Genomic DNA, 24,671 nt, shown 5'->3' with positions numbered 1-24,671 from the left:
ACTCACGGCGCGCAACCGCACTATTCGACCGACTTGAGCGAACTGACCGGATCGATGCGGTCGAGGACGGGGTCGACGAACAGCTGCACGAGCCACGCGAAGGCGAGCGTCGCGACAACGGTGATGACATAGCTCCACCAGAAGATGTGCACTTCGAAATACAGTCCCGGCATGTTGAGCACGCTCGTGAGCAGTCCGGCGACCCACCGCCCCAGCGGCAGGCCGATGATGATGCCGATGATCGTCAACACCATCATCTCGCGGTTGACGTAGCGGTGCACTTCCTTGTCGTAGAAGCCGAGCACCTTGAGCGTGGCCATCTCGCGCATGCGTTCCGACACATTCGTATGCGCGAGCGTGAACAGCACGACGAGCGCGAGGCTGCCGGCGAGCGCGACGATCAGCCCGACGACGGCGCCCATCAGATCGAACTTGAAATGCTCGGCCTGATAGGCGGTGGAGCTTGCGCTCAACACGATCGCGTCGTTTTCGAGCCGCTGCACGTACTTGATCTGCGCGTCGTCGTCGCCTTTGAGCTTGGCGTAGACGGCGTTCCAGGTGATCGCCGGCTCGTTGCCCGACAACGCTTCCTCCACGCCGCCACCCTGTTGCGCGGGGAACAGATGCCGGTACAGGTCCTGGGAGATGAACACCTCGGCGCCGACGAGACTGCGCGTGACCGCCGTCACCTTGACCGTATGCGGCTGCGTGCCGTCGGCGCGCAGCGTGGCCTCGTCGCCGCCCTGCAAGCCGAGCGACTGTCCTGCCGCCTGTGACACGATGATGCCGTCATTATTCAGTTTGACCGCCTGATCCTTGCCTGCGTCGTGCATCCACCCGAACAACGATTCCGCCTGCGCGGGCTTGAGATTGAACATCTCGTTGAGTTCGGCGAGCTGGTCCTGCGGCACGATGGTGAGCTGGATGCTCGAGCTGCGGTCGCCGGCGTTCGTGATCTCACCGTTCTCGATGCGGGTTTCCATGATCGCCGTCGTTCTGCCGTCGGAGACGAGCCTCTCCTTGAGCGCCTGCTCGTCGCCGTCATTGGCCACGGCGAGCATGTCGTACTGGTCGACGCCCCGGTATTGGTTCGGTCCGATGGCCGCCACCGTATCGTTGATGGCCAGACCGCATAGAATCAGCGCCGTGCAGCCGGCCACTCCGCCGACCGTCATGATGAGACGGCTCTTGAACCGGAAGATGTTGCGCGCGGTGACCTTGTTGAGGAAGCTCATGCGCCTCCACAGCGGCCTGATGCGCTCGAGAAGGATGCGCGAGCCGGCTTTCGGCGCCTTCGGCCGCATGAGCGTGGCCGGCATCTGGCGCATCTCGCGGACCGATGCGAACAGCGCCGCGCCGAGCACGCCCACGACGAAGAGCAGGATGCCCATCGTGCCATACAGCCAGTCGTACTCAAGACGGAGGTCCGGGATTGCATACAATCCCTTGATTACCAACAGCAGGAACGCCGGAATGCCGAGGAATCCGATGAGCAAGCCGAGACCGCCCCCGATGAGGCACGCGAACAGCGCGAACAGCGCATAGCGCAGCGTGATTGCGAGACGGCCGTACCCGAGACCCAGATACGTGCCGACGAGTCCGCGGTCCTCCTCCACGAGACGGCTCATCGTCGTCAAGCTCATCATGACGGCCACGACGAGGAAGACGATCGGAAACGCGCGACCGAGTGATTCTATCGAGCTGATATCGGATTTCAATGAGCTGAATCCGGCAAGTGCCGATCTGGATTGCACGTACCAGCGTGGCGTTGCGATATCGTCGATCTCCTGCTGCGCCTTCGCGAACTCGAGGTCAGCATCCTTGCGCTGGGCGTTGAGCTCCTGCTGTGCCGCCTTGAGTTTCGCCTCGCCAGCCGCCCACTGCCGCTGCGCTTCGGTGAGCTGCGCGGGTGCGGGCATACCGGCGGGAATCTGCACGGCCTGTACATCAAGCAGATGCTTCTGCTGGTCGAGCTGCGTGCGCTGTTCGTCAAGCTTTCTCTGCGCATCATCGAGTTTGGCGTAGGCGTCGTCCTGCTGAGCCTGCAGCTCGTCCTGCGCGGTCTTGACGAGCGCATCGCGGCGCGCCTGCTCGCGCCTGCCCTGAACGTCGTTCTCGACACGCTTGATGACTCCGGAGACGTATTCGTCGTAGCTATCGCTGAACGCATCCTTGTTCTCGGCGTTCTCGAGCCGGATCACGACCGAGCCGTACACATCCGGGTCGGCGCTCGCGATCGGCGCGCCGGAGGAGTCGACGAAGGTCCTGCGGATGCCGTCCTTCGCCATGTAGAACGCGTAGTCGTTGGTCATCGTCGAGCGGAAGGCACCACTCGAGTATCCGTCGGGATTCGAAAGGTCGGAGGGGTCGGTCACGATGCCGGTGATCTTCAGCGCGCGCAGAGCCTTGGCGTCGTCGTCGTCGGCCACCTTGACCGTATCACCGACCTTCGCGCCGGTGTCATGCGCGAACTGCGAGCTGACGGCCACCTCGCCCGGTCCGTCCGGCAGCCGACCCTCGTGCAGATACGGATGGTCGAGGTCTCCGGCCGGTTCCTGAATGGTCGCGCCGAGCCGTTTGCTCGACCCGTCGTCCACATGGACGCGAATCATATGCATGCCCTGCGCAGCCGTCACATCGTCCACATCGCGCAGTGCGGCGACGTCATCATCGGTGAGCCCCATCGTGGAGACCACCTGCACGTCGTGGAGCCCCTGTTCGCGGTAGAATCTGTTCGCCGCGGCGAAGGTATCGCGGCAGCCCGCGTACATGCCGGTGAGCACGGCCACACCGAGCATCGTGATGATCAGAATCGAAAGGAACGGCTTCCATGCATGCAGCCAGGAGCGCAGCGTGTCCAGCAGGAAAGCGGATCCCACGGGCGATGCGCTCTTGCGCGGGTTCGGGTTCACAGTGCGTCGGGTCATCGTCACCTCACCATTCGATCTCGCTGATCGGCGTCGGATGATCGTTGATCTCCTGACTGACGACCTTGCCGGAGCGGAAACGGATGACCTTATGCGCCATCGGCGCGAGCGCCGAGTTGTGCGTGACGATGAGCACGGTCATGCGCTCGTCGTGGCAGATGTCCTGCAGCAGCTGGAGCACCTCCTTGCCGGTCTCGTAGTCGAGCGCGCCGGTTGGCTCGTCGCACAGCAGCAGCTTCGGTTTCTTCGCGAGCGCACGGGCGATCGACACGCGTTGCTGCTCACCGCCGGACAGTTGCGCCGGGAAGTTGTTGAGCCGGTCGCCGAGACCCACCTTGCGCAACGTGTCCGCGGGGTCGAAATGGTCGGCGCAGATCTGCGAGGCAAGTTCCACGTTCTCGAGCGCGGTCAGGTTCGGGATCAGGTTGTAGAACTGGAAGACGAAGCCGATGTCGTTGCGCCGGTAGGTGATCAGGTCGTGGTGATCGAGATCGGTGATGTCACGGCCGCCGACGACGACCCTGCCGGAGGTCGCCGTGTCCATGCCGCCGAGGATGTTGAGCGCCGTCGTCTTGCCGGCGCCGGACTGCCCGAGGATGACGCTCAGCTCGCCTTCGTCGGCTGTGAAATTCGCGTCGTCGAGCGCACGGATCGTGGAATCCCCGGCCGGATACTCCTTGACCACATCATTGAATTCGATGTACGCCATCATCTACTCCTTCCGCTGCACTGCGCCCTTCGGCCTTAGTACCTCCCAATTTAGTATCTCTGAGTTTGGGCGGCGAAACGCCGCCTCCACCCGCAACACGCAATCGCATAACACGGCGTCCGCATAGCCGATCGTCACAATCGTTGGAATCCCGCCATTGGACAGCGTTGTCCTGTGTCCAATCCATGGTCATCTCCCGAGTTCTCGGGCTGCGCCCGGCGATGATGTGCGTGTTGCCTCCGACGCGGTGCAAAGCTGATGCTCGAAAGCACTCCCCGACCAGAGAAAGGACAGCGCGCGATGAACCAGAAGCACATCGGGACGTTCCTCAAGGAGCTCCGACTTGAACACAGCTGGACGCAGCAGCAGCTCGCGGATCAGATCGGCGTGTCCAACCGAAGCGTGTCCCGTTGGGAGACCGGCTCGACGATGCCCGACCTTTCACTGCTCGTGATGCTTTCGGAACTCTATGGAATCAGCGTCGATGAAATCCTCGACGGCGAAAGGAAAGGTGACGACATGATCGACAACACGACGATGGGCAAGGTGGCCGACTACAACGCGCAGATCAACGAGAGGAAGGACCGACGTATGACGGTGCTGTTCTCGATTGCGTTCGTGATGTTCATCGGATACTGCATCATCGAGGCGAACGGCCTGGCGGATACGGCGCCGTGGTCGAACGTGGCCGAGGCATGCCTCGGCTTCGTCGCGGGCATCCTCGCATGCGGTGTGCTGTACGCGTCCGGCCGCATGCAGCAGATCTCGAGGGCGAAGCTGCGCCTCAAGGGCTATCTGCTCGGCAAGAAGCACAACGACGATTCGACGCGCTGACCGCGCGCAGACGCCGACCGTGCTGACGTCGCTGACCACGCGCTGACTTCGCGCTCACGCGCGCGCAGCCGTAACGGCCGAGCCGTCCGCCGCATATCTCGAGATCGAGGAGGATTTATCGAGATATGCGGCGGACGGCTCGGCTGCTGCGTTCTTCAGCATTCCCGCAGACGATTTCATTTCATATGATCGATTTCGATTGATGCTGAGCGAAGTTGCGCGAGCCGTGCGCGCATGCGCCGACGTTGATCAAGCGAACTGCTCGATGCGCATCGTGGGTTGCATCAGGCACCCCAGAATCATCTCCGTGAGCGCATTCAGCACATCGGCGTCGACTTCACCGACGACCGTCGCGTTTCTGGTCCGCAGATCCAATGATTTCAGCTGTTCAACCTGTGCCCAGCCGTGGATGGCGTTGCCCCGCTCATCCTCGATAACGCCGATGTTGATATGCAGCGGATACTCATGCGCGCTCGTCACCGGGACGACCATGATGAGATTGTTGAATCGATTGTACGAGTCGTTGCTCACGACGATCGCCGGCCTGCGCTTGGTCTGCTCATGCCCGGCAGCTGGATCAAGATCGACCCAGATCACATCACCGTAATGGAACATCACCACTCCTCGTCGCCAACGGGGCCACCGAAGTCATCCTCCTGCGGCTGCGGACCCGAATAACCGGCGAACATACTCGCAAAATCAGGAATGGAAATGATTCGTTTCCGAACCGGAGCGAGCACGATGTTCCCGCCTTCTACGTGAACATCGAGCTCATCCCCTACGTTCAGATGCGCCTCTTCGAGGACCTGCCGCGACAGGCGCACCCCCTGTCCGTTGCCCCATTTGACCAGCGTGGTGACCATCATCCCGCTCCTTGCCGCTCCATGACCTCAATACCGTATATACAAAGTATATACCTTTCGATCATGCATTGGCACAAAGGTTTGCTGTGCAGCAGCAGCCGCAGCCGCACAGCAAACCGTCAGCGCTGCGCTTGCAGATCATAGACAACTACATCCCGCGCTTCATCGATCACCTTCACAGGAGCTTGACGATAATCGACCTCCAACATGCCGTCAGCGATGAGATTGTTCACCATTCCACGGCGAACGATATCAAGAACTTCGTAAAGCACGACATAGAACTCGTCATACCGAACGGACGGATCCTGCTCCACCAGGTTCTCATTGTCGCTTTCGTAAGACGTAACCAACACTGCATGGCACGAAGAACCATCGGCATACACAAGCAGCAGCTTCGCATGCGGATGCTCCTGCTCATACGCAAGCAGCGGTCCAATTATCGCACTTTCTTCTTGGTGATACCACATGATGTCATCTTCTCAAAGGACAACCAGAAACTCCATGATGCGCCACTCGTTTGCCATACAGAAAACGGTCTTTGACTCGGGTAGAAAGCCAAAGACCGTGCATCAGCGCCATGCGGCACTCCACTATCAGCACTCCTTCGCCGCCTCCCGGCGTCGTTCGCCGCCCCTCGATGCGAGCGCATATGCTGCGAACAGCACGGCGAGCCAGATCACACCGGCGATGAGCGCGATGCGGTAGCTCGGCGAGAAGCACATCAGCACCGCCACCATCGCCAGGAACGCGATGATCAGATACGGCATCCACCGCCATCCCGGCAGCTTGAACTGGATCTTGTCGAGCGCCTCCTTGCCGGTGAGCCCGCGCAGTTCACCCGGGCCGTCGCCGGCTGCCACATGACGTCGGAACAGCATTTCGGTGATCATGATCATCGTCCAGTTGATGATCGCGGCGATCGTCGCGATCGACATCAGATAGTTGAACGCGAACTGCGGCCACAGGAACACGACTACAACGGCGACGACGGTGACGGCGGCGCTCGTGAGCACTGCCGCGACCGGCACGCCGCGCTTGTTCACTTTTCCGAGGTACGCCGGCGCGTTGCCCTGCCTGGCCAGAGAGAACAGCATGCGCGAGTTCGAGTAGAGCGCGGAGTTGTAGACGCTCATGACTGCCGTCAGGCACACGAAGTTGAGGATGCCGGCGGCCACCGGCACGCCGACCGAGTCGAAGATCTGCACGAAGGGGCTCATCTGACCGTCGATCCTGTTCCACGGCACGACCGCCATGATGATGCCGAGCGCAGCCACGTAGAAGACAAGGATGCGCCAGATGATGCCGTTCGTCGCCTTCGGGATCGTCTTGCGCGGCTCGGCGACCTCACCCGCCGTCACGCCGATGAGTTCTGTGCCGCCGAAGCTGAACATGACGACGACGAGCGCCATCAGCAGACCCGTCCATCGTCCGTCCGCGGCGCGCGACATGACGCCGTTCGGGAAGAAGCCGCCGTCGATCGTGAACCAGTTCGCGAAGGACGCGCGCACGCCCGAATCGGTCGGCAGATTCATGATGATGACCGCCAGGCCACCGCCGATCATCGCGATGACGGCGACAATCTTGATCAGCGCGAACCAGAATTCGAATTCGCCGAATTCGCTGACCCCGAAGAGATTGAGGATTGTGATGAGCACGAGGAAGAACGCCGCCGATGCCCACTGCGGAATGTTCGGGAACCAGTAGTTGACGAAGGATCCGACGACGGCGAGCTCGACCATCGAGACGAGCACATAGTTGAACCAGTAGTTCCATCCGGAGATGAATCCGGCCCGCTTCGACCAGTAGCGCGACGCGTAGTAGCTGAACGCGCCCGCCTTCGGGTCTTCGACGCTCATTTCGCTCAGCGCGCGCACGATCATGAAAATCGCGGCGCCGCCGATGATGTAGGCGAGCAGAATGGAGGGGCCGGCGAGCGAGATCGATTCGCTCGAGCCGTAGAACAGGCCGGTGCCGATCGCGCCGCCGAGCGCGATGAGCTGGATGTGCCTGTTCTTCAATGATTTGCGCAGCTGTTGCGGCTGCTCACTCACTTCGGATGTGGAGGCCATGATCGTCCTTTGTTTCGCATTGCCGCGAACGGCCGTCCGTGGCATGGCAATGGCATGGAAAAGGCCGCACCACGCGCGCATGCGTGGACGGCTGACGTCCATTCTACGGACACGTTGTTACGGCGAGCCTCACGAACATGGCAAAAAAGGTCGAGCATCAGCGCAGAACATCGACTTACATGGAAGCTGTCGAAGGAGACGAACGACGATGGACGAACGAACGGCCGCGGTCCAGCGGATGCAGGACTACATCGCGCGGCATCTGCATGAACGCGTCACGATGTCCGATCTGGCCGGCGCGGCGCTGTTCTCACCATGGTATGCCTACCGCCTGTTCCGCGAGATGACCGGTCTGACGCCGGCCGCCTACATGCGACGGATGCGGCTGAGCAGTTCGGCGATGGCGCTCAAACACGATGCACGTCCGGTCACCGAGACGGCCTTCGCGTATGGCTTCGGCAGCGTCGACGGCTACGTACGCGCGTTCAGGCGCGAATTCGGGCGCACACCGGGCGACTTCTCCCGTTCGCCGAGCCCGATCACGTTGTTCCATCCTTACGGCGTCCAGTATCAGCAACCACGAAAGGACACGATCGACATGGATACGATGCAGTACCTGTGTGTCACCCCGATCCACAAGCCACGCCGCAAGGCGATCATCAAACGCGGCACGTCCGCGAACGATTACTGGGCCTACTGCGAGGAGGTGGGCTGCGACGTCTGGGGCACGCTGCTGAGCATGGATTCGCTGTGCGGCGAGCCGGTGTGCCTGTGGCTGCCGGCCGCGTACCGCGAGCCCGGCACCTCGACCTATGTGCAGGGCGTCGAGGTGGGCGTCTACTACGACGGCCCGGTCCCCGACGGATTCGACATCATCGAGCTGCCCGAAGCGGACTATCTGATGTTCCAGGGGCAGCCCTTCGCCGAAGCGGACTACGGCGAGGCGATCCAGTTTGTCGAACATGCGGCGGACCGCTACGACCCATCCGTGCTCGGCTACCGCTGGAGCACGCAGTCCCCGCGCATCCAGCTCGAGCCGAAGGGCGAACGCGGCTATATCGAATTCCGTCCGGTCACGGTGCAGTAAGGCACAGCACCGTCCATCCGAAACCCGATAGGCACCAATATATGAACGGGCGCCGCGACAGCAGCCGCGGCGCCCGTTCACGCTAAGCGACAGTATGCACAGTGCTCACCGTGTTCATACTGTGCTCGCCGTCAGTCGAGGCCTTCCTCAACGCCCTTCTTCGTCGCCGGAGCGATCGAGAGCGAGGGGTCGCGCAGCGGGATCATCATCGCCTGCGTCGCATGGTACAGGTCGGACTTGCCCGGCCAGACCGTGTCGATGACCTCGTTCTTGCGGTTGAGCTGGTGGAACCACGAACCGTTCTTGTGGTCCATCAGATAGGTGTCGATGTACTCGAGGAAGGTCGCGTACCAGTCGGCGTACTCCTGCTTGCCGGTGACGTGGTAGAGCGTCGCCGCCGTGTTGACGCCTTCGGCGAGCGTCCAGTGCATGCGGTCGTGCACGACCGGCTTGCCTTCCCAATCGGTCGTGTAGACGATGCCCTGCGCGCCGTCGGCGTCCCATGCGTCCTCGACCGCGCGGTTGAATAGATGCTCGGCCGCGTCGAGGTACTTCTTGCCGTCGCCATTGAGTACGCCGTCCTTGCCGTACACGGAGAGCGCGTACTGCGTGATCAGGCGCGCCCATTCGATGCCGTGGCCCGGCGTCGCGCCGTAGGGCTTGAACTGGTCGTCCGGCTTGTCGGCGTTGAACTCGAGCTGCGCCATCCAGTCGGAGGTGAAGTGCTCCGGGATGTGCCAGTTGTTCTCCTCCGCCCACGTGAGCACATGGCCGATGATGCGGCCGGCGCGTTCACGCCAGCTTTCGTCACCGGTGACGTCGGCGACGGCGAGGCACGCCTCGACCGAGTGCATGTTCGCGTTGAGGCCGCGGTAGGTGTCGAGTTCGGTGAACTCGGTATTCCACGTGTCGACGCTCAGGCCGATCTCATCATCCCAGAACTTCGTCAGATAGACGTGTTCGGCCTGTTCGAGCAGCTCCTTGGCGCCCGGCCGTCCCGCGAGCAGCGCCGAGGAGGCGGCGAGCAGCACGAAGGCGTGCGCATAGGCCTGCTTCGTCGGCATGTGGCAGATGTCCGGCGTGATTTCGGCGTACCAGCCATCGTTCTCCTCGTCATGCAGCACGCCGCGCAGGCCGCGGATGCCGTCGTCGACGAGTTCGGCAGCGCCGTCGACGCCGAGCAGCGTCGCGAGCGAGTAGACGTGCGTCATGCGGCACGTGATCCAGGTGGCGCGATTGCGGTCCTTCCACGGCGTGCCGTCATCGCCGAGCCAGTACGAGCTGCCGTCGACGGCAGGGAAATGGCGTCCGAACGCGATGAGGTTGTCACGGGAGATGTCGAGGAACTTCTTGTTCTCCGGCGTCCCGATCTGATACTTCGCATTGGTGGTGGTCATCGTCTTCCTTCCGATTGTCGTCCGCTGTCTTCGTTGACGTTGCCTGACCGTGACGGCCATGCGCGCTTTCGTGCGCGTACGATACCGAGCGTATCACTGAAGCGCTTAAGTGGCAAGTTTCACCGCACTTCCTGAATGTCGAGAACGATCGCCTGCAGCGGCCACAACGGCGGGATCTGCAGGCCGATGTGCGCGAGCAGCGCGCCGCTCACGACAAAGCCGTCCTCCGTGCGCGCGTCGCGCATCCATTCGGGCGTGTTCCAGCCCCAGCGCGACTCGCCGATCTCCTGACGCATGCGCACGCGGTAGACGCGGTCGTCGCACACGCCGGCCGGGCGCAGCCGTTCGGTAAGGATATCGCGCAGATTCGTGACGGTCGCGATGACCCAGATCGCGCGCGAAGCGTCGTCGGCGACGACGCCGCGTGCACGCAGTGCCGGATCGTGGAAGTCGGCGTGGTGCACGGATCCGGAGTGCAGGATGCCGCGCAGTTCCTTGACGAGCGTGACGAACTCGGTGATCTGCTTGAGTTCCTCGGGCGTGCATTCGAGGATGTTCCATTCGAAGCCGGAGCAGCCTTCGAGTGACATCGCCGCACGGTAGGACAGGTCGGTCGCGCGCCACGTCGAATGCGCCGGGCTTGGTCCGATATGTGCGCCGATCATCTCCGGAGGCACGACGAGCTCGGTGTAGCGCTGGATATCCACGCGGTCGCGAGGATCGTTCGAATCGGAAGCCCAGATGCGGTCGGCGTGCTGCAGGATGCCGGCGTCGGTGCGGCCGCCGCCCGAGGCGCAGCTTTCGATCTCGAGCCCCGGGAACTCGTGCTTGAGCTCGTCGAAGAGACGGTAGCAGGCCTCGGTCTGCGCGTGCAGCCCGTAATGGCCGGCGTGCACCGGCTCGGTCACGTCGCGGTTGTGGTCCCACTTGATGTAGTCGATGCCCAGTTCGCGGATGAGGTCGGCCATCTGGTCATGCACATGGCGGTAGGCGTCCGGATTGGCCAGATCGAGCACGTACTGCGTGCGGTAGGAGACGTCGGCGCGGCACGGCACCGCCTCGGGCGCCGCGAGGATCCAGTCGGGGTGCTCACGTGCGCAGTCGGAATCGAGGTTGATCATCTCCGGCTCGAACCACAGGCCGAACTGCATGCCGAAGCCGTGCACGTGCTTCGCGAGCGCGTCGAGTCCGTTCGGCCACACTTCGGGATCGACGACCCAGTCGCCGAGGCCCTTTGTGTCGTCGCGACGCAGATGGAACCAGCCATCGTCGAGCACGAAGCGTTCGACTCCCACCTTCGCGGCGAGGTCGGCGAGCTTGATCAGCGTCGCCTCGTCATGGTCGAAGTAGACGGCCTCCCAGGTGTTGAGTGTCACCGGACGGTCGGTGCGCACATGCTGCGGCAGCGCGCGCAGCCAGCGGTGGAAGCGGCTCGCGGCGCCGTCGAGGCCGGCATCGGAGTAGGAGAAACACACCTGCGGCATCGCGTAGGACGAGCCGGGCTCGAGGCGCATCTCGCCGGGGCCAAGCAGTTCGCCAGCACCGAGCAGCGCCTCGTGCTGCGGCAGGTTGTCGAGACGGTAGGTCTGATTGCCGCTCCATGCGAGGTGGCATGCCCACACTTCGCCGGCGGAGAACTTCGGCGCGCCGTCGGAGGCGATGAACAGCCACGGGCTTTCGTGGCTCGTTTTGCCGTGGCGGCAGTCGCGCGTGACGGAGCCAACCGGCAATGCCGTCGTCGCCGGTTGCTTTTCGAGCGGCCAGCGGCCGGTGAACTGCGTCAGATGGTCGGCGCGGCGCGGGATCGGCATCGTCAGGTCGAGCCAGTTGACGACGAGCGGCTCGCCGCCCTCGGCGGCGTTCCCGACGGTGGCCTTCGCGAGCAGCAGGCCTCCTTCGGCGAGTTCGAGGCGCATGTCGAGCGCGACCTCGTTGACGGCGTCCTCGGCGTACACGTCGAGCGCGACGTCGTCATGCGCTTCGGTCGTCACCGACGTCCAGCGCACGAACACCGGCTTCTCGCCGCGGTACGCCTCGAGTCCCGGGCGTCCCGCGAAGGCCTCGGCGCCCTGCGGCAGAATCGACGGGCGTAGCGCCGCGTCCGGATTCTCGTCCGGCGGCGTCACCTTGAGCGTCATCACGTCGAGCATCGCGAGTACGTCCTCGGCGCTCGACACGCCGAAATCGCCGCCCCAGTACTCGACCTGCGGCATCTCATTCTGCGGCGTCTTGAGCACGACGCATACGCCGTCGCGACGCAGCACCACATGGTTTCCGTTGTCGAACATCGTTGTCTCCTTCGCACAACTGCGGCGTGTCCGCCGCGCATTCAGTTCCCCCGTAAGCTCCGCCGTCGGCACTACATAAGGGGTTGACTTTTTCGTTCAACCAGTATAAATTAAGCGGTTAAGTAACGCAAACAGAACATGGCTGAGGTTCACTTCGACACGCCGATGTGCGCACCGCGGCCACCGGCGACGCCGCCGGAAGATATGACGAGAGGAAGGGCGCCATGGCAGCAGACAAGCATTCGCCGAACGATCGGCTCACCGAATCCCAGCGCGCGGCCGTGGACACGCTCACGCAGTCCCCGCAATACGCCGGCAAATCGAAACTGTATGTGTTCGCGAAACTGCCGATGCGGCAGAAGGCCGCCTATTTCCGCGAGCATTTCCTGATTCCGTGCGTCGCCGCCGTCATCATCATCGCGTTGTGCGCCTTCGTCATCGTCCGTTTCGTCTCGCCGCGCGAACGTCCCGCGCTGTACGCGGCTGTCGTCGACAGCACGCTGCCGCTCGGCGAATCTGCGAAGCTACAGGAGCAGTACGCGAAGACGCTCGGGCAGGACGTCATCATCGACGACTATTTCGACACGAAGAAGGACGGCCTTTCCAAACTGCAGACGATGATCTCGAGCGAGCAGATCGACGTCGTCATCGCACCGCCTTCCGTCTTCCGCGAACTCGCCGGCTACGGCTACTTCACGAATCTCAAATCGGCGTTGCCTGCCGGCGAATACGGCGATCTGCACGCCTATGTCGAGGATTTCCACGGATTCGACGATTCCGCGCTCGCCGACGACGTCGACGACTCCGGCAGCGGCAAAGGCAAGGCGGAACCCTACGGCCTCAAGCTCGACGATGCGAAACGCTGGCATGAGTTTGCGACCTCCGACGCCGCGCTCATCGGCGTCGTCGCGAACACGAAGCAGAGCGGCAACGCACAGCGTTTCATCGAATACCTGTACCGTTGAACGTGCCGGCAGCGGCATGCGATCCACTGACTGCACGCCAGAATCATCTGTAGACAAGAATCTGTAGACATCCGAAGCCATCTGGAGAGGAGACACCGCCATGAGTTCCAGCCTGTTCCGTCAGGACAATCCGTTCAACATCGTCATGGGCCGCATCGGCGACCTCGCGATGCTGTCCGTCGCATGGTTCGTCTGTTCGATTCCGATCGTGACGATCGGTCCGGCGACCTCGGCCGCCTGCGAAGTCGCACGTGAGATCGTCGAGGACACCGATGAAGGCGTCCTGCGCACCTTCTGGCGCGCGATCAAACGTCGTTTCGGCGTCAACATGCTGTTCTCGCTGCTGTTCATCGTCCTCTTCGCGATCGGCGCCGTCGACCTGTGGTACATCTCGCGGCAGTCCGGCGACGCAGCGTCCATCATCTACGGCGTCACGCTCGGCGCGCTCGTCATCGTCGCGATGATGCTGTCCTTCGTGCTGCCGCTGTCCGGCCGCAGCAAGCTGTCCTGGTGGGAGCAGATCCGCCAGTCGATCCGCCTGTCGCTGATGAAGCCGCTGTTGGCGCTCGGCAACGTCGCACTCATCGCGCTGCCGTTCGTGCTGATGTGGTTCGCGCCCGGCGCGATTGTCTGGGTGCCGATTCTGTGGTGCGTCCTCGGCGCCGGCGTTTCGATGTGGGCGGTCATGCGCTGGACCTGCAAGGCCTTCCAGCTCAAGCCGCGCGACACTCCCGCCGACCACGACGCCTGATCTTCCCTGACCCACCCCCGCCGCGCGAACGCGACCGCCGCACCCCGCACCCGAACCGTTCGCAACGCCCCCGCCGCGCGAACGCGACCGCCGCAACTTGCACCCGAACCGTTCGCAACACCCCGCCGCGCGAACGCGACCGCCGCAACTTGCACCCGAACCGTTCGCAACACCCCGCCGCGCGAACGCGACCGCCGCAACTTGCACCCGCAGCGTTCGCCAACAGGCATCTTCGCGATCGCCACCGGTGCGCATTGCGATCGTCCGGTTCATTTATGGATCCTATGGATACGGCAGCGGCCCCGCCTGCATGACTTATCAGGCGGGGCCGCTGCCGTCTTTCTTCTCCTATGCGGCGAGCATGCGCCGCACATCTCAGCGTTCCGGGGCCGGGCTGGTGGATTCGCGCACGCGCAGCACGTAGGGCGGTTCCTCGACGACGTCCACTTCCTCACCATCGATGAGCTTGAGCATGAGCGACGCGGCGATGCGTCCTGATTCCACGATGTCGCGGTTGAGCGCCGTGATGCCGGGATGCGCGGCCTCGCACATGAACGAATCGTCCCAGCTCATGATCGACAGATCCTCGGGCACGCGCACGCCGCTCACCGCCGCGACGCCTTCCGCGGCGAGCGCCATCACGTCGTTGTCGTAAATGATCGCCGTCGGCGCCGGATTGACGCTGAGCAGTCGCTTCGTCGCGTCGGCGCCGGCCGCGGGCGTGTAGTCGGTGTGCAGGCAGCGGTAGCGCACGCCGAGTTCGGCGGTCACTTCGGAGAACGCGGCGTCGCGGATGTACGAGTGACCGAGTTCCTCAGGGCCGGCGACGCGCGCGATGTTGCGGTGTCCCAGATCGTAGAGGTGACGCACGGCGAGTCCGACGGCGGCCGCGTCGTCGCTCGCGAGCGTCGGCAGCCCGGCGGTGAGCGACGCGTCGGCGACGGCGAGCACCGGCATCTGCGGATTCTGCTTCATCATGTCGATGCGCGGGTCGCCGATTTCGAGATTGAGCAGCAGCATTGCGTCGACGTTGCTCGTCGCGACCCAATCCTCGATGATCGAATCCTCGTCGTCGCTGTCCATCGACATGCGCACGAGCAGCGAGTAGTCCTTCTCCTCGAGCTCCGCGCCGAGGCCGGAGATGAGGCTCATCATGTACGGCTCGACGGCGAGCAGCTGCGGATCGTAGCCGAGGATCAGGCCGATGCGTCGCGTCTTCGACTGCGCGAGCGACTGCGCGGCGCCGTTCGGTTTCCATCCGAGTTCTCTGGCGACCTGCAGTACCTTCGCACGCGTCGTGTCGGAGACGCCCGGCTTTCCGTTCAACGCGTAGGACACGGCGCTGCTCGACACCCCCGATGCCTTCGCCACGTCGAAGATCGTGACCTTCGTCTTCTGTGCCGCCATGTCGATTTCTCCAATCCCGTCACGCCGCGCGCACGCCGCTGTGCCGCTGCGTTCTGTGGCCGCCGTCCATGCCCGGACGTCATGCGTTGTGCTTGGTGCCTCGCGATTCCGTGTCGCATCCGCGGGGACGCCTGCACTGAATCGCTTCAGAACCATTGTATAGAGAAAGGTCGGTCGACGCATCTCGCCGTCCGACTTTTCCTCATAATCGTCCGACTTTTCTTATAATTCTGCCTATTGTGCGATTGTCTCGTCCGAACAGGTCGAATGGTCCGGACGATAGTTAAGCGGCCATCAGTTGCCGAAGCGCTGATGGCCGCTTAAATGATCACTTCGCTTCGCGCTTGAGGTCATTCGCGCTGCGCAGCACGTTGGCCGCCGCGAAGGCCTGCGGATCGTCGGCGTCCGTCGTGATGTGGAATGTGACCGACTCTCCCGGCAGCAGTGAGACGAGGCCTTCCTCGACGCTGGCCTTCGGATCCACCTTGTCGACCATGACGAACAGGTCGCGCACGTAGTCCTTCGCGGTCACCGTGAGCTCGACGCCGCCGTCGACCTTCTTCGCGTCCGCCGTGAACGCCTCGCCGGGCGCCGCGAGCGACTGGTCGACGACTTCCGCCGGGTTGTAGACGACGCGCGCGAAGGAATCGTCGGACGGCGTCGCGACGATGAGTTCGGCGTTCGGGTCGTCATAGGCGACGATGTCGTCGTTGAGCGTGTAGCCCTTGTGCGAGGTCGCGTCGAGATCGACGTCGATCGTCTGCGTCGCGAGCACGTCGCCGCCGAGCGTCACGCGCTGCACCGTCCACGTGTCCTTGACGGGTTCGCGGGTATCGTTGAGGACGATGAGCTCGAAGTGGTCGGTGCCCACCTTGACGCCTTCCCAGCTGTGCGTCTGACGGTACTCTTCCGAGGTGCGCGGCTGGATTGTGGCGAGGCGCGGCGCGAAGAAGTCGCGCGACGCGTACCACATCGGCTTGCGGTGGCCGTTGAAGTCGACGGCCGCCCACGAGACGACTGGCCAGTCGTCGTTGAGCTGCCAGATGAGCGCGCCAGCGTTGACCGGCGCGAGCGAACGCATGTGCTCGACGCCGAACTTCATCGCATGCGCCTGCTGCAGCTGGCACGCCCAGTGCCAATCCTGAATATCGGCCCAGTCGTCGGTAGGGATGAGCCAGCTGTGCTCGCCGTCGCTCGGCTTGCCGTTGACGACGCCGCCGAAGCTCACGTCGTCGAGCTGGCCGGGGGTCAGATGCGAACGCATGCCGCGGGCGAGCTTGTAGTTGCCGCCCATCGCCTTCTGGTGCACGAGCATCTGCTTGCCGAAGGGCTCGAGCTTCTCGTCGTGCACGGCGCCGACGAGCGTGCTCCATGCCGGAGGCGCCTGATAGCCGAATTCGTCGGCGAAGCGCGGCGTGTACTCGGCGTAGATGCGGTAGTCCTTGCGGTTCCACGCATCCCAGATGTGCATCGTGCCATCGGTGTCCCAGTTCGCGTTCGTGAACTTCGTGAAGCTCATCGGCGAGCTCGGCAGGTAGACGTGCGTCGGGTCGAGTTCGGCGAGCAGCTGCGGGAAGAGCTCCGAGTAGTAGTAGTCACCCCAGCCCTTTTCGCCGTAGCCGTACTCGTTCGCCGGCAGATCGTCGTCGCGCACAGCCTGCTTGTAGCCACCCCATTCGGCGTAGGCTACGTAGTTTTCGTTCGAGCCGTTCCAGACGATGAGGCTCGGGTGGCTCGACAGGCGCACGATGGCTTCGCGGGCTTCGGCCTCGACTTCTTCCTTCGTCTCCGGATCCTCCGGGTAGGCGGCGCACGCGAGCATGAAGTCCTGCCAGACCATGATGCCGTATTCGTCGCACAGATCGTAGAATTCGTCGGCTTCGTAGATGCCGCCACCCCAGACGCGAACCATGTTCGAGTTCGATTCGACGAGGTCGCGGATACCGCGCTCGTAATCCTTCTTCGTCACGCGCGCGATGAACGCGTCGTCGGGGATCCAGTTGTAGCCGTGCGCGTGCACCGGCACATCGTTGACGTAGATCTGGAACGGGCGGCCGAGGTCGTCGGCGCGCGTGTCGACATGGGTGGTGCGGAAGCCGATACGGCCCTTCCATTCGGCCTGCAGATCGGCACCGGCCTTGACGTCGACGGCATAGAGTGGCTGCTCGCCGTAGCCAAGCGGCCACCACAGCTTCGCGTCCGGCACGGCGATCGTGATCGTCGTCTCGTCGCGGCCCTGATCGACCGAGCCGTCGGCCTCAAGCATCGTGCCGTAGCCTTCGAGCGTCACGTGGACCGGGACCGGCGTCTGGAACTTGTGGGCGTCCATCGGGTTCATGATGCGGCCATGGCCTTCGCGCTCGACCTTGATGTGCACGTTGAGGATGCCGGTGCCGTCGGAGGCAACGTCGACGAGCGGGCGAACCTCGGCGAGGCGCACGCCGCTCCACGAATCGATGCCGATCTCACGCCAGATGCCGGCGTTCGCGACGTCGATGCCCCAATCCCAGCCGAAGGAGTAGCTCGGCTTGCGGATCTGGTTGAAGGCGTGGTGCTCGGTGTGCGGGTAGTAGCCGCGGCGCTGCTCCTCGGCGTCGGAATAGCGCACCGGGGACATGAAGGTGACGGTGAGCACGTTCTCGCCGTCGCGCAGCAGGTCGCGCACGTCCCAGCGGTAGGAGCGGTGGCAGTTCTCGGTCTGCGCAACCGGGTCGCCGTTGAGTTCGATCGTCGCGACGGTGTCGAGGCCGTAGGCGACGAGATCGTGGCGTGTGTTGCTGTCGTCATGCCATTCGAAGGTGCAGGTGAAACGCCAGTCGACGTCGCCGGTCCACTGCAGCTTGTTCTCGTTGTCGCCATCGAAGGGGTCGGGGATAAGGCCGGCGTTGAGCAGGTCGAGCGTCGCCTCGCCCGGGACGGTCGCCGGGATGCCGGCGGTCAGCTTCTCACGCAGGTCGGCGGGCGCGACCTCCGGATTCATTGCGGTGACGGTCCAGCCGCTCGACAGCGGGGCGAAGGTAGAAGAGGTGTTGGTCATGATATGTGCTCCTGGATTGTGGGCGGCCCGAGGCCGCCGACGGAAAATCGGGAAAGAAGAGGAGAAAGGGAGCCGCGCCGCACGCAACTCGCTCGGCACGGCTCCCTGACGGTGAGGAAAGGGGAAGGGTAAGTCTGGAAATTACTCCTTGACTGCGCCGGCTGCAACGCCGTTGTAGATCTGCTTCTGGAAGATCAGGAACAGGATCAGGGCGGGCAGCAGCGTCACGATGACGCCTGCGCAGATCAGGTTGTACTTCGAGCCCTGCGGACCGGTGAAGGCGTACAGCGAGATTGCCACTGTGCCGAGCTTCTGCTTGTCTTGCAGATAGAGGTTCGCGGCGTAGTACTCGTTGTAGATGCCGACGCCCTTGAGGATGAGGGCCGTGACGATTGCCGGCTTGAGCAGCGGCAGCAGGATACGGCCGTAGATCGTGAAGTAGCTCGCGCCGTCGATCATCGCCGCCTCGTCAAGCGAGATCGGCAGGTTTTCAAAGTACTGGATGAAGATGTAGATCGAGATGACATCGGTGCCCATCGACATGATGATGTAGCCCCACAACGAGTTAATCATGCCGAGCGAGCCCATGATCTTGTAGACCGCGACTTGCATCGCGATGCCCGGCAGCAGTGCCGCGATCGTGAAGGCGCCGCGGATGAACGCGTTGCCCGGGAACTGGAAGCGGCTCAGGACGTAGGCGAGCTGGGTGCCGATGATCGTCGTCATGAAGCAGACGCACACCAGAACGATGAAGGAGTTGCGGAAGGCGACGGCCATGTTCGACAGCTTGAACGCATCCGCGTAGTTCTGGAAGTTGAACCAGTTGTGCGGCATCGCCATGACGTTGCCAGTCTTGTATTCGGCGTCGGTCTTCGCGGCCGTCCACACGCAGGAAGCGAGCGGCAGCAGGACGCAGAACGTGATGAAGACGAGGCTGAAGTACTTGAGGAAGGAGAGCACCCAACGGCGCACATGGTACCAGGCGCTCACCTTTTCGACGGAGGCTTCCATGGCCTTTCCTTTCTGCGAGTTCGTTTGCATATCCGGGGTGATCGTTTCGCTAGACATCGTGCTCACGCCTCGGTTTCCTTCTGGGCTCCGTTCTTGAAGAGCGGGGCGTTGCCGGCCTTGACCTTGTTGGCCTGACGCAGCGCCTTCTTGCGCTGCTTCTCGACCTTCTGCGCATGCTTGCGGGCCTTGGCGGTGCCATCGTCCGCGTCACGGAACAGCCAGCCCATGACGATCTTCTGCAGCAGCGCGCAGATCATGATGATGATGAGCAGGACCACGGCCATCGCGGAGGCGAGGCCCACCTTCTGGTCAGAGTGCGCAATCTTGTCCATCTGGACGAAGAAGGTGCCGGTGCCGTTCGCGCCGGAGGTGATGACGTACGGCGCTTCGAAGGCGGAGAGCGAACCGGTGATCGACAGGATGATGTTCAGAACGAGGATCGTCTGGATGCCCGGCAGGATGATGTGCTTGAACTGCTGCCACTTGTTCGCGCCGTCGATCTCAGCCGCCTCGTAGAGGGAACCATCAATCGACATGATCGCGCCGATGAACAGGATCATCGTCTGGCCGAGGTACCTCCAGACCGAGGAGGCGACGAGCGACCAGTTGTTGACCTTCTGGTCGCGCAGCCAGTACGGCAGGTTGTTGAGGTCGAATCCGCACCACTGGAGCACCGAATCGAGCACGTAGCCGCGGGTGTAGAAGAACTTGAAGATGAAGCCGATCGCGATGCCGTTGATCAGGTAGGGGAAGAACAGCGCACCCTTGAAGAACGCACCACCCTTGACCTTGAAGGCGAGGACCGTGGCGAGGTAGAGCGCGAGGGCCACCTGGATGAGCGCGCCGACCATGTAGTACAGCGAGAGCTTGAGCGTCGCGAGCAGGTCGGGACGGGTGAAGATGTCGACGTAGTTCTTCATGCCGATGTACTTCGGCGTGCCGATGTACTTCATCTTGTAGAGGCTGTATCCGCACATCTGGAAGAACGGCAGATACGTGAAGACGACGAGGAGCGCAACCGGCACGAGGCAGAAGAGGACGATGATGCCCGTCTTCTTCCAATCCCTGCGATGCTTGTTGAACGGGATGTCCGCGGCGGACCGCTCCGCGACCGCTACGTTCGGCTGTGTGGTAGTCATGATGGTCTCTGTTCCTTCCTTATCCTTCCGCCGACGCCGGGGCGTCTGCGTTTTCCTCCCGACTCAGCAATGAGTCCTTTGGAATACCCACCTCAGGCTTCTCTGCCTGCCTGTGATAAGTGATGACACTCAATATAACCGTGTGTTTTCAGTTTGTCAAGCGCTTAAGTTCCCCCGCGTCGCACGACGAACGACACCCACTTCCCCCGCAAGTCCCTCCGATGGCGTTCCACTACCCTCAGAAGCCGCCGTTTCCCTGATATTGCGGCGATTTTCAACCCTGCTACGCAACTGACAGCACCGTCGCGGCCACGACCCTCCGCTCAACGTCCGTCATCGCACATTGCGCCGATCTTCACTCAATAAGCTGTGCATTTCAGCACGCCCATGCGGCGGTACGAGCGATGTTTTACGTCGACTTTTCGTTGATTTTCCAACGATTTCGCCGACATGCACACCCTCATGCCATGCCAGTTCCGCGATACTTAAGCGCATAACTATATCATTCCTCCGCAGGCGAATTTCCGCACACCGAAGATGGGCCAAGAACGGGCGTTTCGGCGTGTCGCGACGTTGGCGGCCGGGTGCCGGGATCCGATCCAGGCGGCGCGGCACGGCCATTGCGGACATCCCCGCCCCCCTCTCACTTCCCCATAACAACGATGAGGGCCGGAACGTTGCCGTTCCGGCCCTCATCGAGGAAAGAAAGGGGAAAAAGGGAAAGGAGTTAAGGTTATGCCATGGGAATGGATCGAGAGCGTCAGCACCCGTCATGGGCGCTGACGCCAGTCAGGTCAGCTCTCGGATTCGACAGCCGCGCCCCACTTCTGATCCCACTCGTCCATGATCTGGTCAATCGTCTTCGTCTTGTTCGCGGCGTCGACGACGATGTCCTGAATCTTCTTGCCGTTGCCGTTGTTGATGCCGAGCTCGGAATCCGAGTTGATGTCAGCGAAGAGGTCCTCTTCGCCTTCCTTCGCCGGGTCGTCGACGATCAGTTCGACGTCCTTGAAGTGCTCGTAGGTGTCCGGGTAGGAATCATCGTCCTTGACAATCGGGATGCCGCCCTCGTTCTTCGCGTAGCCCGACTTCTCGGTCATCCACTTGACGAAGATCATCGCGGCCTTCTGACGGTCGGCGTCGGAGTTCTTGTTGATGCCCATCGAGTAGTTGCCCGCGAGCGTCGCGTACTGCTTGCCGTCGATCGTGATCGGGAACGGCATGTACTGTACGTCGTCCGGGTGGTCGCCGGCCTGCTTCATCTGCGGCACGGCCCACGCACCGAGCACCATCGTCGCGATCTCACCGTTGTTGATCTTGCCCTTCGAGGACTCCCAATCGGTCGTCGAGTAGTCTTCCTCGGTGTAGCCGTTGGCGACCGCGTCGTAGAGTGTCTTGTAGACGGCGTAGGGGTGCGTGTCCGGAGCCTCGTCGTCCTTCTTGAACGGGGTCTTGTCGTGCGGCATGACCTGATTCATGAACTTCGGATCGCCGGTCGCGTTGCCGCCGATGTAGGCATCCCATGCGCCCATCGCCCAGTCCTCGGCAAAGTTCGTGTACAGCGGGATGGCCTTCGTCTTCTCCTTGATGAGCTTGAGATCGGCCTGGAACTCCTCCGGGGTCTTCGGCAGTTCCTTGATGCCGGCCTCCTCGAAGACCTTGGCGTTGTAGACGATGCCCGAGGTCTGGCCGTCGGTCGCGATGCCGTAGGTCTGGCCGTCATAGGCCTTCTCGTTCGCGAGCTTGATTTCCTTGTCCATGTCCTCGGTCTTGCCGTAGGAGACGAAGTAGTTCGAGAACTCGGAGCGGTCGACCGCCGGGATCATCATGACGTCCCACGAGTCGTTGTTCGCCTGAAGGCGGGTGAGCGCGGAATCCGCGTAGTTGGAGTCGGTCTGCACCTTCACCTTGATGTTCGGGTACATCGCGTTGAAGTCCTTCATGTAGGACTCCCAGTTCTTGCCCGGGTAGTCCGCGAGGCCCATGTCGGTGCGGCCGTTGAAGAAGGTGATCTCCGCCTTGAGGTCCTTGTCGGTCTCGCCGAGCTTGATCTGCGGATAGGTGATGCCGGCCTTGTTGTTGCTGTCCGCGGAGCCGCCGTTGTTGCCGCCGCACGCAGCGACGCTGACGAGGCACGCCGCCGCGATACCGGCCGCCGCGATCTTCTTGACGTTCATTCTTGTGTCCTTCCTGGTCTCTTGGGCGTCGTCGCCGACGTCCAGCTCAGCAATGAGCTTGGGCCACCTCTCGGCTTCTCTGCCTGCCTGAGGTGAACGATGGCATTCAATATAACCGACTTTTCTCAGCTTGTCAAGCGCTTAAGTAGCTCGACTACCGTCCTCAACTGCCATCACCGCGAGCACGTTATGTCAGCGTTGTCACAGCCTATCGTCTTTTCCAAGTATTCCCAACGGTTTTCCGTTGCACAAATACACCATGCCGCAACACATCTTGATTCGCTCCGACACCATATACGACGATTTCTTGTGTTAAGCGCTTCATAATCTCGGCGTGTCCCCGACCGCAGAATCCAAGCCGAAGAGGACCTCATGGCGCGTTGCCGTCGCCGAATTCGCCGACGACGGATGACATGTCACCTTCACCCTTCGCGAAACCGGGCCCATGAGCCATGTCCTCCCCTCCATCCGACGGCAATCATCGGCCCTGCTCCATGCTGTCGCAATGCGGCAAGCGTTCAAGACCAACGTCGCCTCCCCGGCACCAGACCCCCGCAACCATCACAGATGACAAAGGCGCCGATCCGCAGCAAACGAATCGGCGCCTCCTGCGCGATCGACTCAGCGCGCGCTGTGCGTGGCGATGAAGTCGCGGTACCACATGAAGCTGTCCTTGCGGATGCGCTCCTGCGTCTCGTAATCCACATAGGTCAGGCCGAAGCGTTTGCTGTAGCCGAAGGCCCATTCGAAGTTGTCCATCAGCGACCATGCGAAATAGCCACGCACATCGGTGCCCTCCTGGATCGCGCGGTACACGGCCTCCAGATGCCGGCGCAGATAGTCGATGCGTTCGGCATCGTGCACCATCTTGACACCGTCGGGGCCGACCTCGACCTTGTCCGGGCACGCCATGCCATTTTCGGTGACGACGAGCGGCGTGCCGGGATAGTTGTCGTTGAGCCGCACGAGCGTGTCGTACAACGCGTCCGGATCGATGTTCCAACCCATCTCGGTATGCGGACCGGCCGTAGGCAGCCAGTCGATGTCACTCGCGCCCGGCGCCGTCGAAGCCGCCGTGCTCTGCGGGAACTGCGGACGGTCGCTCATCTTGACGAGGTTCGTCGAGTAGTAGTTGAGGCCGAGCACATCGATCGGCTGATGGATGAGCGCGAGGTCGCCGTCACGGATGAAGTCCCAGTCGCAGATACCCTTCGTGATCGCGAACAGCTCCTGCGGATAGCGGCCGCGCAGCATCGGGTCGAGGAACGCGCGGTTGGCGATGAGGTCGAGGCGATGCACGGCATCGGCATCGCCGCGGCACACCTGCAGGTTGCAGGTGACAGACAGCTCCGGCTTGCCGCCGGCCTCGGCGCGCACAGCCTGACACATCAGGCCGTGCGCGAGGTTGATGTGGTGCACGGTACGGAAGGCGAGCGGGCCTGCGCCGAGTCCCGGCGCCTGTTCGGTGCCGCCGTAGCTCAAATAGGTCGCGCACCACGGCTCGTTGAGCGTCGTGTAGGTGTGCACGCGGTCGCCGAGCCGCTTCGCGACGACGCCGGCGTAATCGGCGATCTTGTAGGCGGTGTCACGCTCGAGCCAGCCGCCCTCGCGTCCGCCCTCGGAGGCCATGTACTGCGGCAGATCCCAATGGTAAAGCGTCACGATTGGCGCGATGCCGTACTCGAGCAGACGGTCGACGATCTTCTCGTAGAAGTCGAGGCCGGCTTCGTTCGGCTTGCCGTCCGGCGTCGGGATGATGCGCGGGATGCCGATCGAGAATCGGTAGGCGTTGACGCCGAGGTCGCGCAGCAGCTTGAGGTCATCCTCCCAACGGTGGTAGAAATCATCGGCGACGTCGCCAGTGTCGCCGTTCAGCGTGTGTCCGGTGTGGGAGAACGTGTCCCAGATCGACGGCGTGCGGCCGTCCTCGGCCGCCGCTCCTTCGATCTGGTACGCCGCCGTCGCCGTACCGAACAGGAATCCCTTCGGGAACCGTTCTTCCATCGCTTC

General features: G+C 62.6%; 18 protein-coding genes. 4 read left to right on the top strand and 14 right to left on the bottom strand.

Features of this window, described 5'->3' with window-relative positions:
• Positions 1-20 precede the first annotated feature (20 nt).
• Together CGZ88_RS06250 and CGZ88_RS06245 are read right to left on the bottom strand one after the other, a co-directional pair.
• The gene (locus CGZ88_RS06250) at positions 21-2,927 is read right to left on the bottom strand and encodes an ABC transporter permease (RefSeq protein WP_101671590.1); all 2,907 of its coding nucleotides are present in this window, start codon (positions 2,925-2,927) and stop codon (positions 21-23) included.
• A gap of 7 nt (positions 2,928-2,934) precedes the next feature.
• Positions 2,935-3,636 (bottom strand): ABC transporter ATP-binding protein, encoded by a 702-nt coding sequence (locus CGZ88_RS06245; protein WP_026644801.1) that lies wholly within the window; start codon positions 3,634-3,636, stop codon positions 2,935-2,937.
• Between the two features lie 300 nt (positions 3,637-3,936).
• On the opposite strand from CGZ88_RS06245, the gene CGZ88_RS06240 reads away from it, so the two are divergent.
• Positions 3,937-4,470, top strand: a complete 534-nt coding sequence (locus tag CGZ88_RS06240) for a helix-turn-helix domain-containing protein (protein ID WP_026644802.1) — start codon at positions 3,937-3,939, stop codon at positions 4,468-4,470.
• A 249-nt stretch (positions 4,471-4,719) separates the two neighbouring features.
• Here CGZ88_RS06240 and CGZ88_RS06235 read toward each other — a convergent pair whose 3' ends face one another.
• The 4 genes from CGZ88_RS06235 to CGZ88_RS06220 all read right to left on the bottom strand — a co-directional run bounded on the left by CGZ88_RS06235 (position 4,720) and on the right by CGZ88_RS06220 (position 7,402).
• Complete coding sequence (locus tag CGZ88_RS06235; RefSeq protein ID WP_026644803.1) at positions 4,720-5,085, bottom strand: type II toxin-antitoxin system PemK/MazF family toxin; 366 nt, start codon at positions 5,083-5,085, stop codon at positions 4,720-4,722.
• Positions 5,085-5,336 carry an AbrB/MazE/SpoVT family DNA-binding domain-containing protein gene (locus CGZ88_RS06230; RefSeq protein ID WP_196799999.1) on the bottom strand — a complete coding sequence of 84 codons (252 nt, stop codon included), beginning with the start codon at positions 5,334-5,336 and terminating at the stop codon, positions 5,085-5,087. The genes CGZ88_RS06235 and CGZ88_RS06230 overlap by 1 nt, the downstream gene beginning before the upstream one ends.
• Positions 5,337-5,452: 116 nt before the next feature.
• Positions 5,453-5,800 carry a hypothetical protein gene (locus tag CGZ88_RS08890; protein WP_133120912.1) on the bottom strand — a complete coding sequence of 116 codons (348 nt, stop codon included), beginning with the start codon at positions 5,798-5,800 and terminating at the stop codon, positions 5,453-5,455.
• 126 nt (positions 5,801-5,926) lie between these two features.
• Entirely contained in the window at positions 5,927-7,402 is a 1,476-nt protein-coding gene (locus CGZ88_RS06220) for an amino acid permease (protein ID WP_026644806.1), read from the bottom strand.
• Between the two features lie 208 nt (positions 7,403-7,610).
• Between CGZ88_RS06220 and CGZ88_RS06215 the strand changes: the two genes are divergently transcribed.
• Positions 7,611-8,489, top strand: coding sequence for a helix-turn-helix domain-containing protein (locus CGZ88_RS06215; RefSeq protein ID WP_026644807.1), 879 nt, complete (start codon positions 7,611-7,613; stop codon positions 8,487-8,489).
• 131 nt (positions 8,490-8,620) lie between these two features.
• Here CGZ88_RS06215 and CGZ88_RS06210 read toward each other — a convergent pair whose 3' ends face one another.
• Both CGZ88_RS06210 and CGZ88_RS06205 read right to left on the bottom strand, forming a co-directional pair.
• Positions 8,621-9,886 carry an AGE family epimerase/isomerase gene (locus tag CGZ88_RS06210; RefSeq protein WP_101671388.1) on the bottom strand — a complete coding sequence of 422 codons (1,266 nt, stop codon included), beginning with the start codon at positions 9,884-9,886 and terminating at the stop codon, positions 8,621-8,623.
• A gap of 119 nt (positions 9,887-10,005) precedes the next feature.
• Positions 10,006-12,174, bottom strand: a complete 2,169-nt coding sequence (locus CGZ88_RS06205; protein WP_101671387.1) for an alpha-galactosidase — start codon at positions 12,172-12,174, stop codon at positions 10,006-10,008.
• Between the two features lie 224 nt (positions 12,175-12,398).
• Here CGZ88_RS06205 and CGZ88_RS06200 point away from each other — a divergent pair, with 224 nt between their 5' ends.
• Positions 12,399-13,139 (top strand): hypothetical protein, encoded by a 741-nt coding sequence (locus CGZ88_RS06200; protein ID WP_026644810.1) that lies wholly within the window; start codon positions 12,399-12,401, stop codon positions 13,137-13,139.
• 100 nt (positions 13,140-13,239) lie between these two features.
• Entirely contained in the window at positions 13,240-13,890 is a 651-nt protein-coding gene (locus CGZ88_RS06195; RefSeq protein ID WP_101671386.1) for a YesL family protein, read from the top strand.
• 375 nt (positions 13,891-14,265) lie between these two features.
• Here CGZ88_RS06195 and CGZ88_RS06190 read toward each other — a convergent pair whose 3' ends face one another.
• The 6 genes from CGZ88_RS06190 to CGZ88_RS06165 all read right to left on the bottom strand — a co-directional run bounded on the left by CGZ88_RS06190 (position 14,266) and on the right by CGZ88_RS06165 (position 24,665).
• The gene (locus CGZ88_RS06190; protein WP_101671385.1) at positions 14,266-15,297 is read right to left on the bottom strand and encodes a LacI family DNA-binding transcriptional regulator; all 1,032 of its coding nucleotides are present in this window, start codon (positions 15,295-15,297) and stop codon (positions 14,266-14,268) included.
• A gap of 328 nt (positions 15,298-15,625) precedes the next feature.
• Positions 15,626-18,334: a glycoside hydrolase family 2 protein gene (locus CGZ88_RS06185; RefSeq protein ID WP_101671384.1), complete on the bottom strand. Its 2,709-nt coding sequence runs from the start codon at positions 18,332-18,334 to the stop codon at positions 15,626-15,628.
• A 141-nt stretch (positions 18,335-18,475) separates the two neighbouring features.
• The gene (locus CGZ88_RS06180; RefSeq protein ID WP_026644814.1) at positions 18,476-19,345 is read right to left on the bottom strand and encodes a carbohydrate ABC transporter permease; all 870 of its coding nucleotides are present in this window, start codon (positions 19,343-19,345) and stop codon (positions 18,476-18,478) included.
• Between the two features lie 62 nt (positions 19,346-19,407).
• Positions 19,408-20,484, bottom strand: a complete 1,077-nt coding sequence (locus tag CGZ88_RS06175; RefSeq protein WP_051198480.1) for a carbohydrate ABC transporter permease — start codon at positions 20,482-20,484, stop codon at positions 19,408-19,410.
• 794 nt (positions 20,485-21,278) lie between these two features.
• Positions 21,279-22,661, bottom strand: a complete 1,383-nt coding sequence (locus tag CGZ88_RS06170; protein WP_026644815.1) for an ABC transporter substrate-binding protein — start codon at positions 22,659-22,661, stop codon at positions 21,279-21,281.
• Between the two features lie 621 nt (positions 22,662-23,282).
• A complete protein-coding gene (locus CGZ88_RS06165) occupies positions 23,283-24,665 on the bottom strand; it encodes a GH1 family beta-glucosidase (RefSeq protein ID WP_101671383.1) in 1,383 nt (460 codons plus the stop codon).
• Positions 24,666-24,671 lie beyond the last annotated feature (6 nt).

The organism is Bifidobacterium anseris, assembly GCF_002860345.1.
Taxonomy (GTDB): domain Bacteria; phylum Actinomycetota; class Actinomycetes; order Actinomycetales; family Bifidobacteriaceae; genus Bifidobacterium; species Bifidobacterium anseris.
Note: the sequence above shows the minus strand (reverse complement) of the source record. Positions and strands in the feature narration are given on the sequence as shown.

What these genes read in the sequence shown, in the direction of transcription:
- CGZ88_RS06215 (WP_026644807.1), top strand. Translation starts at nt 7,611, where the DNA reads ATGGACGAACGAACGGCCGCGGTCCAGCGGATGCAGGACTACATCGCG.
- CGZ88_RS08890 (WP_133120912.1), bottom strand. Translation starts at nt 5,800, where the DNA reads ATGTGGTATCACCAAGAAGAAAGTGCGATAATTGGACCGCTGCTTGCG.
- CGZ88_RS06210 (WP_101671388.1), bottom strand. Translation starts at nt 9,886, where the DNA reads ATGACCACCACCAATGCGAAGTATCAGATCGGGACGCCGGAGAACAAG.
- CGZ88_RS06230 (WP_196799999.1), bottom strand. Translation starts at nt 5,336, where the DNA reads ATGATGGTCACCACGCTGGTCAAATGGGGCAACGGACAGGGGGTGCGC.
- CGZ88_RS06180 (WP_026644814.1), bottom strand. Translation starts at nt 19,345, where the DNA reads ATGGAAGCCTCCGTCGAAAAGGTGAGCGCCTGGTACCATGTGCGCCGT.
- CGZ88_RS06170 (WP_026644815.1), bottom strand. Translation starts at nt 22,661, where the DNA reads ATGAACGTCAAGAAGATCGCGGCGGCCGGTATCGCGGCGGCGTGCCTC.
- CGZ88_RS06245 (WP_026644801.1), bottom strand. Translation starts at nt 3,636, where the DNA reads ATGGCGTACATCGAATTCAATGATGTGGTCAAGGAGTATCCGGCCGGG.
- CGZ88_RS06165 (WP_101671383.1), bottom strand. Translation starts at nt 24,665, where the DNA reads ATGGAAGAACGGTTCCCGAAGGGATTCCTGTTCGGTACGGCGACGGCG.
- CGZ88_RS06190 (WP_101671385.1), bottom strand. Translation starts at nt 15,297, where the DNA reads ATGGCGGCACAGAAGACGAAGGTCACGATCTTCGACGTGGCGAAGGCA.
- CGZ88_RS06195 (WP_101671386.1), top strand. Translation starts at nt 13,240, where the DNA reads ATGAGTTCCAGCCTGTTCCGTCAGGACAATCCGTTCAACATCGTCATG.
- CGZ88_RS06175 (WP_051198480.1), bottom strand. Translation starts at nt 20,484, where the DNA reads ATGACTACCACACAGCCGAACGTAGCGGTCGCGGAGCGGTCCGCCGCG.
- CGZ88_RS06185 (WP_101671384.1), bottom strand. Translation starts at nt 18,334, where the DNA reads ATGACCAACACCTCTTCTACCTTCGCCCCGCTGTCGAGCGGCTGGACC.
- CGZ88_RS06235 (WP_026644803.1), bottom strand. Translation starts at nt 5,085, where the DNA reads ATGTTCCATTACGGTGATGTGATCTGGGTCGATCTTGATCCAGCTGCC.
- CGZ88_RS06240 (WP_026644802.1), top strand. Translation starts at nt 3,937, where the DNA reads ATGAACCAGAAGCACATCGGGACGTTCCTCAAGGAGCTCCGACTTGAA.
- CGZ88_RS06200 (WP_026644810.1), top strand. Translation starts at nt 12,399, where the DNA reads ATGGCAGCAGACAAGCATTCGCCGAACGATCGGCTCACCGAATCCCAG.
- CGZ88_RS06250 (WP_101671590.1), bottom strand. Translation starts at nt 2,927, where the DNA reads ATGACCCGACGCACTGTGAACCCGAACCCGCGCAAGAGCGCATCGCCC.
- CGZ88_RS06205 (WP_101671387.1), bottom strand. Translation starts at nt 12,174, where the DNA reads ATGTTCGACAACGGAAACCATGTGGTGCTGCGTCGCGACGGCGTATGC.
- CGZ88_RS06220 (WP_026644806.1), bottom strand. Translation starts at nt 7,402, where the DNA reads ATGGCCTCCACATCCGAAGTGAGTGAGCAGCCGCAACAGCTGCGCAAA.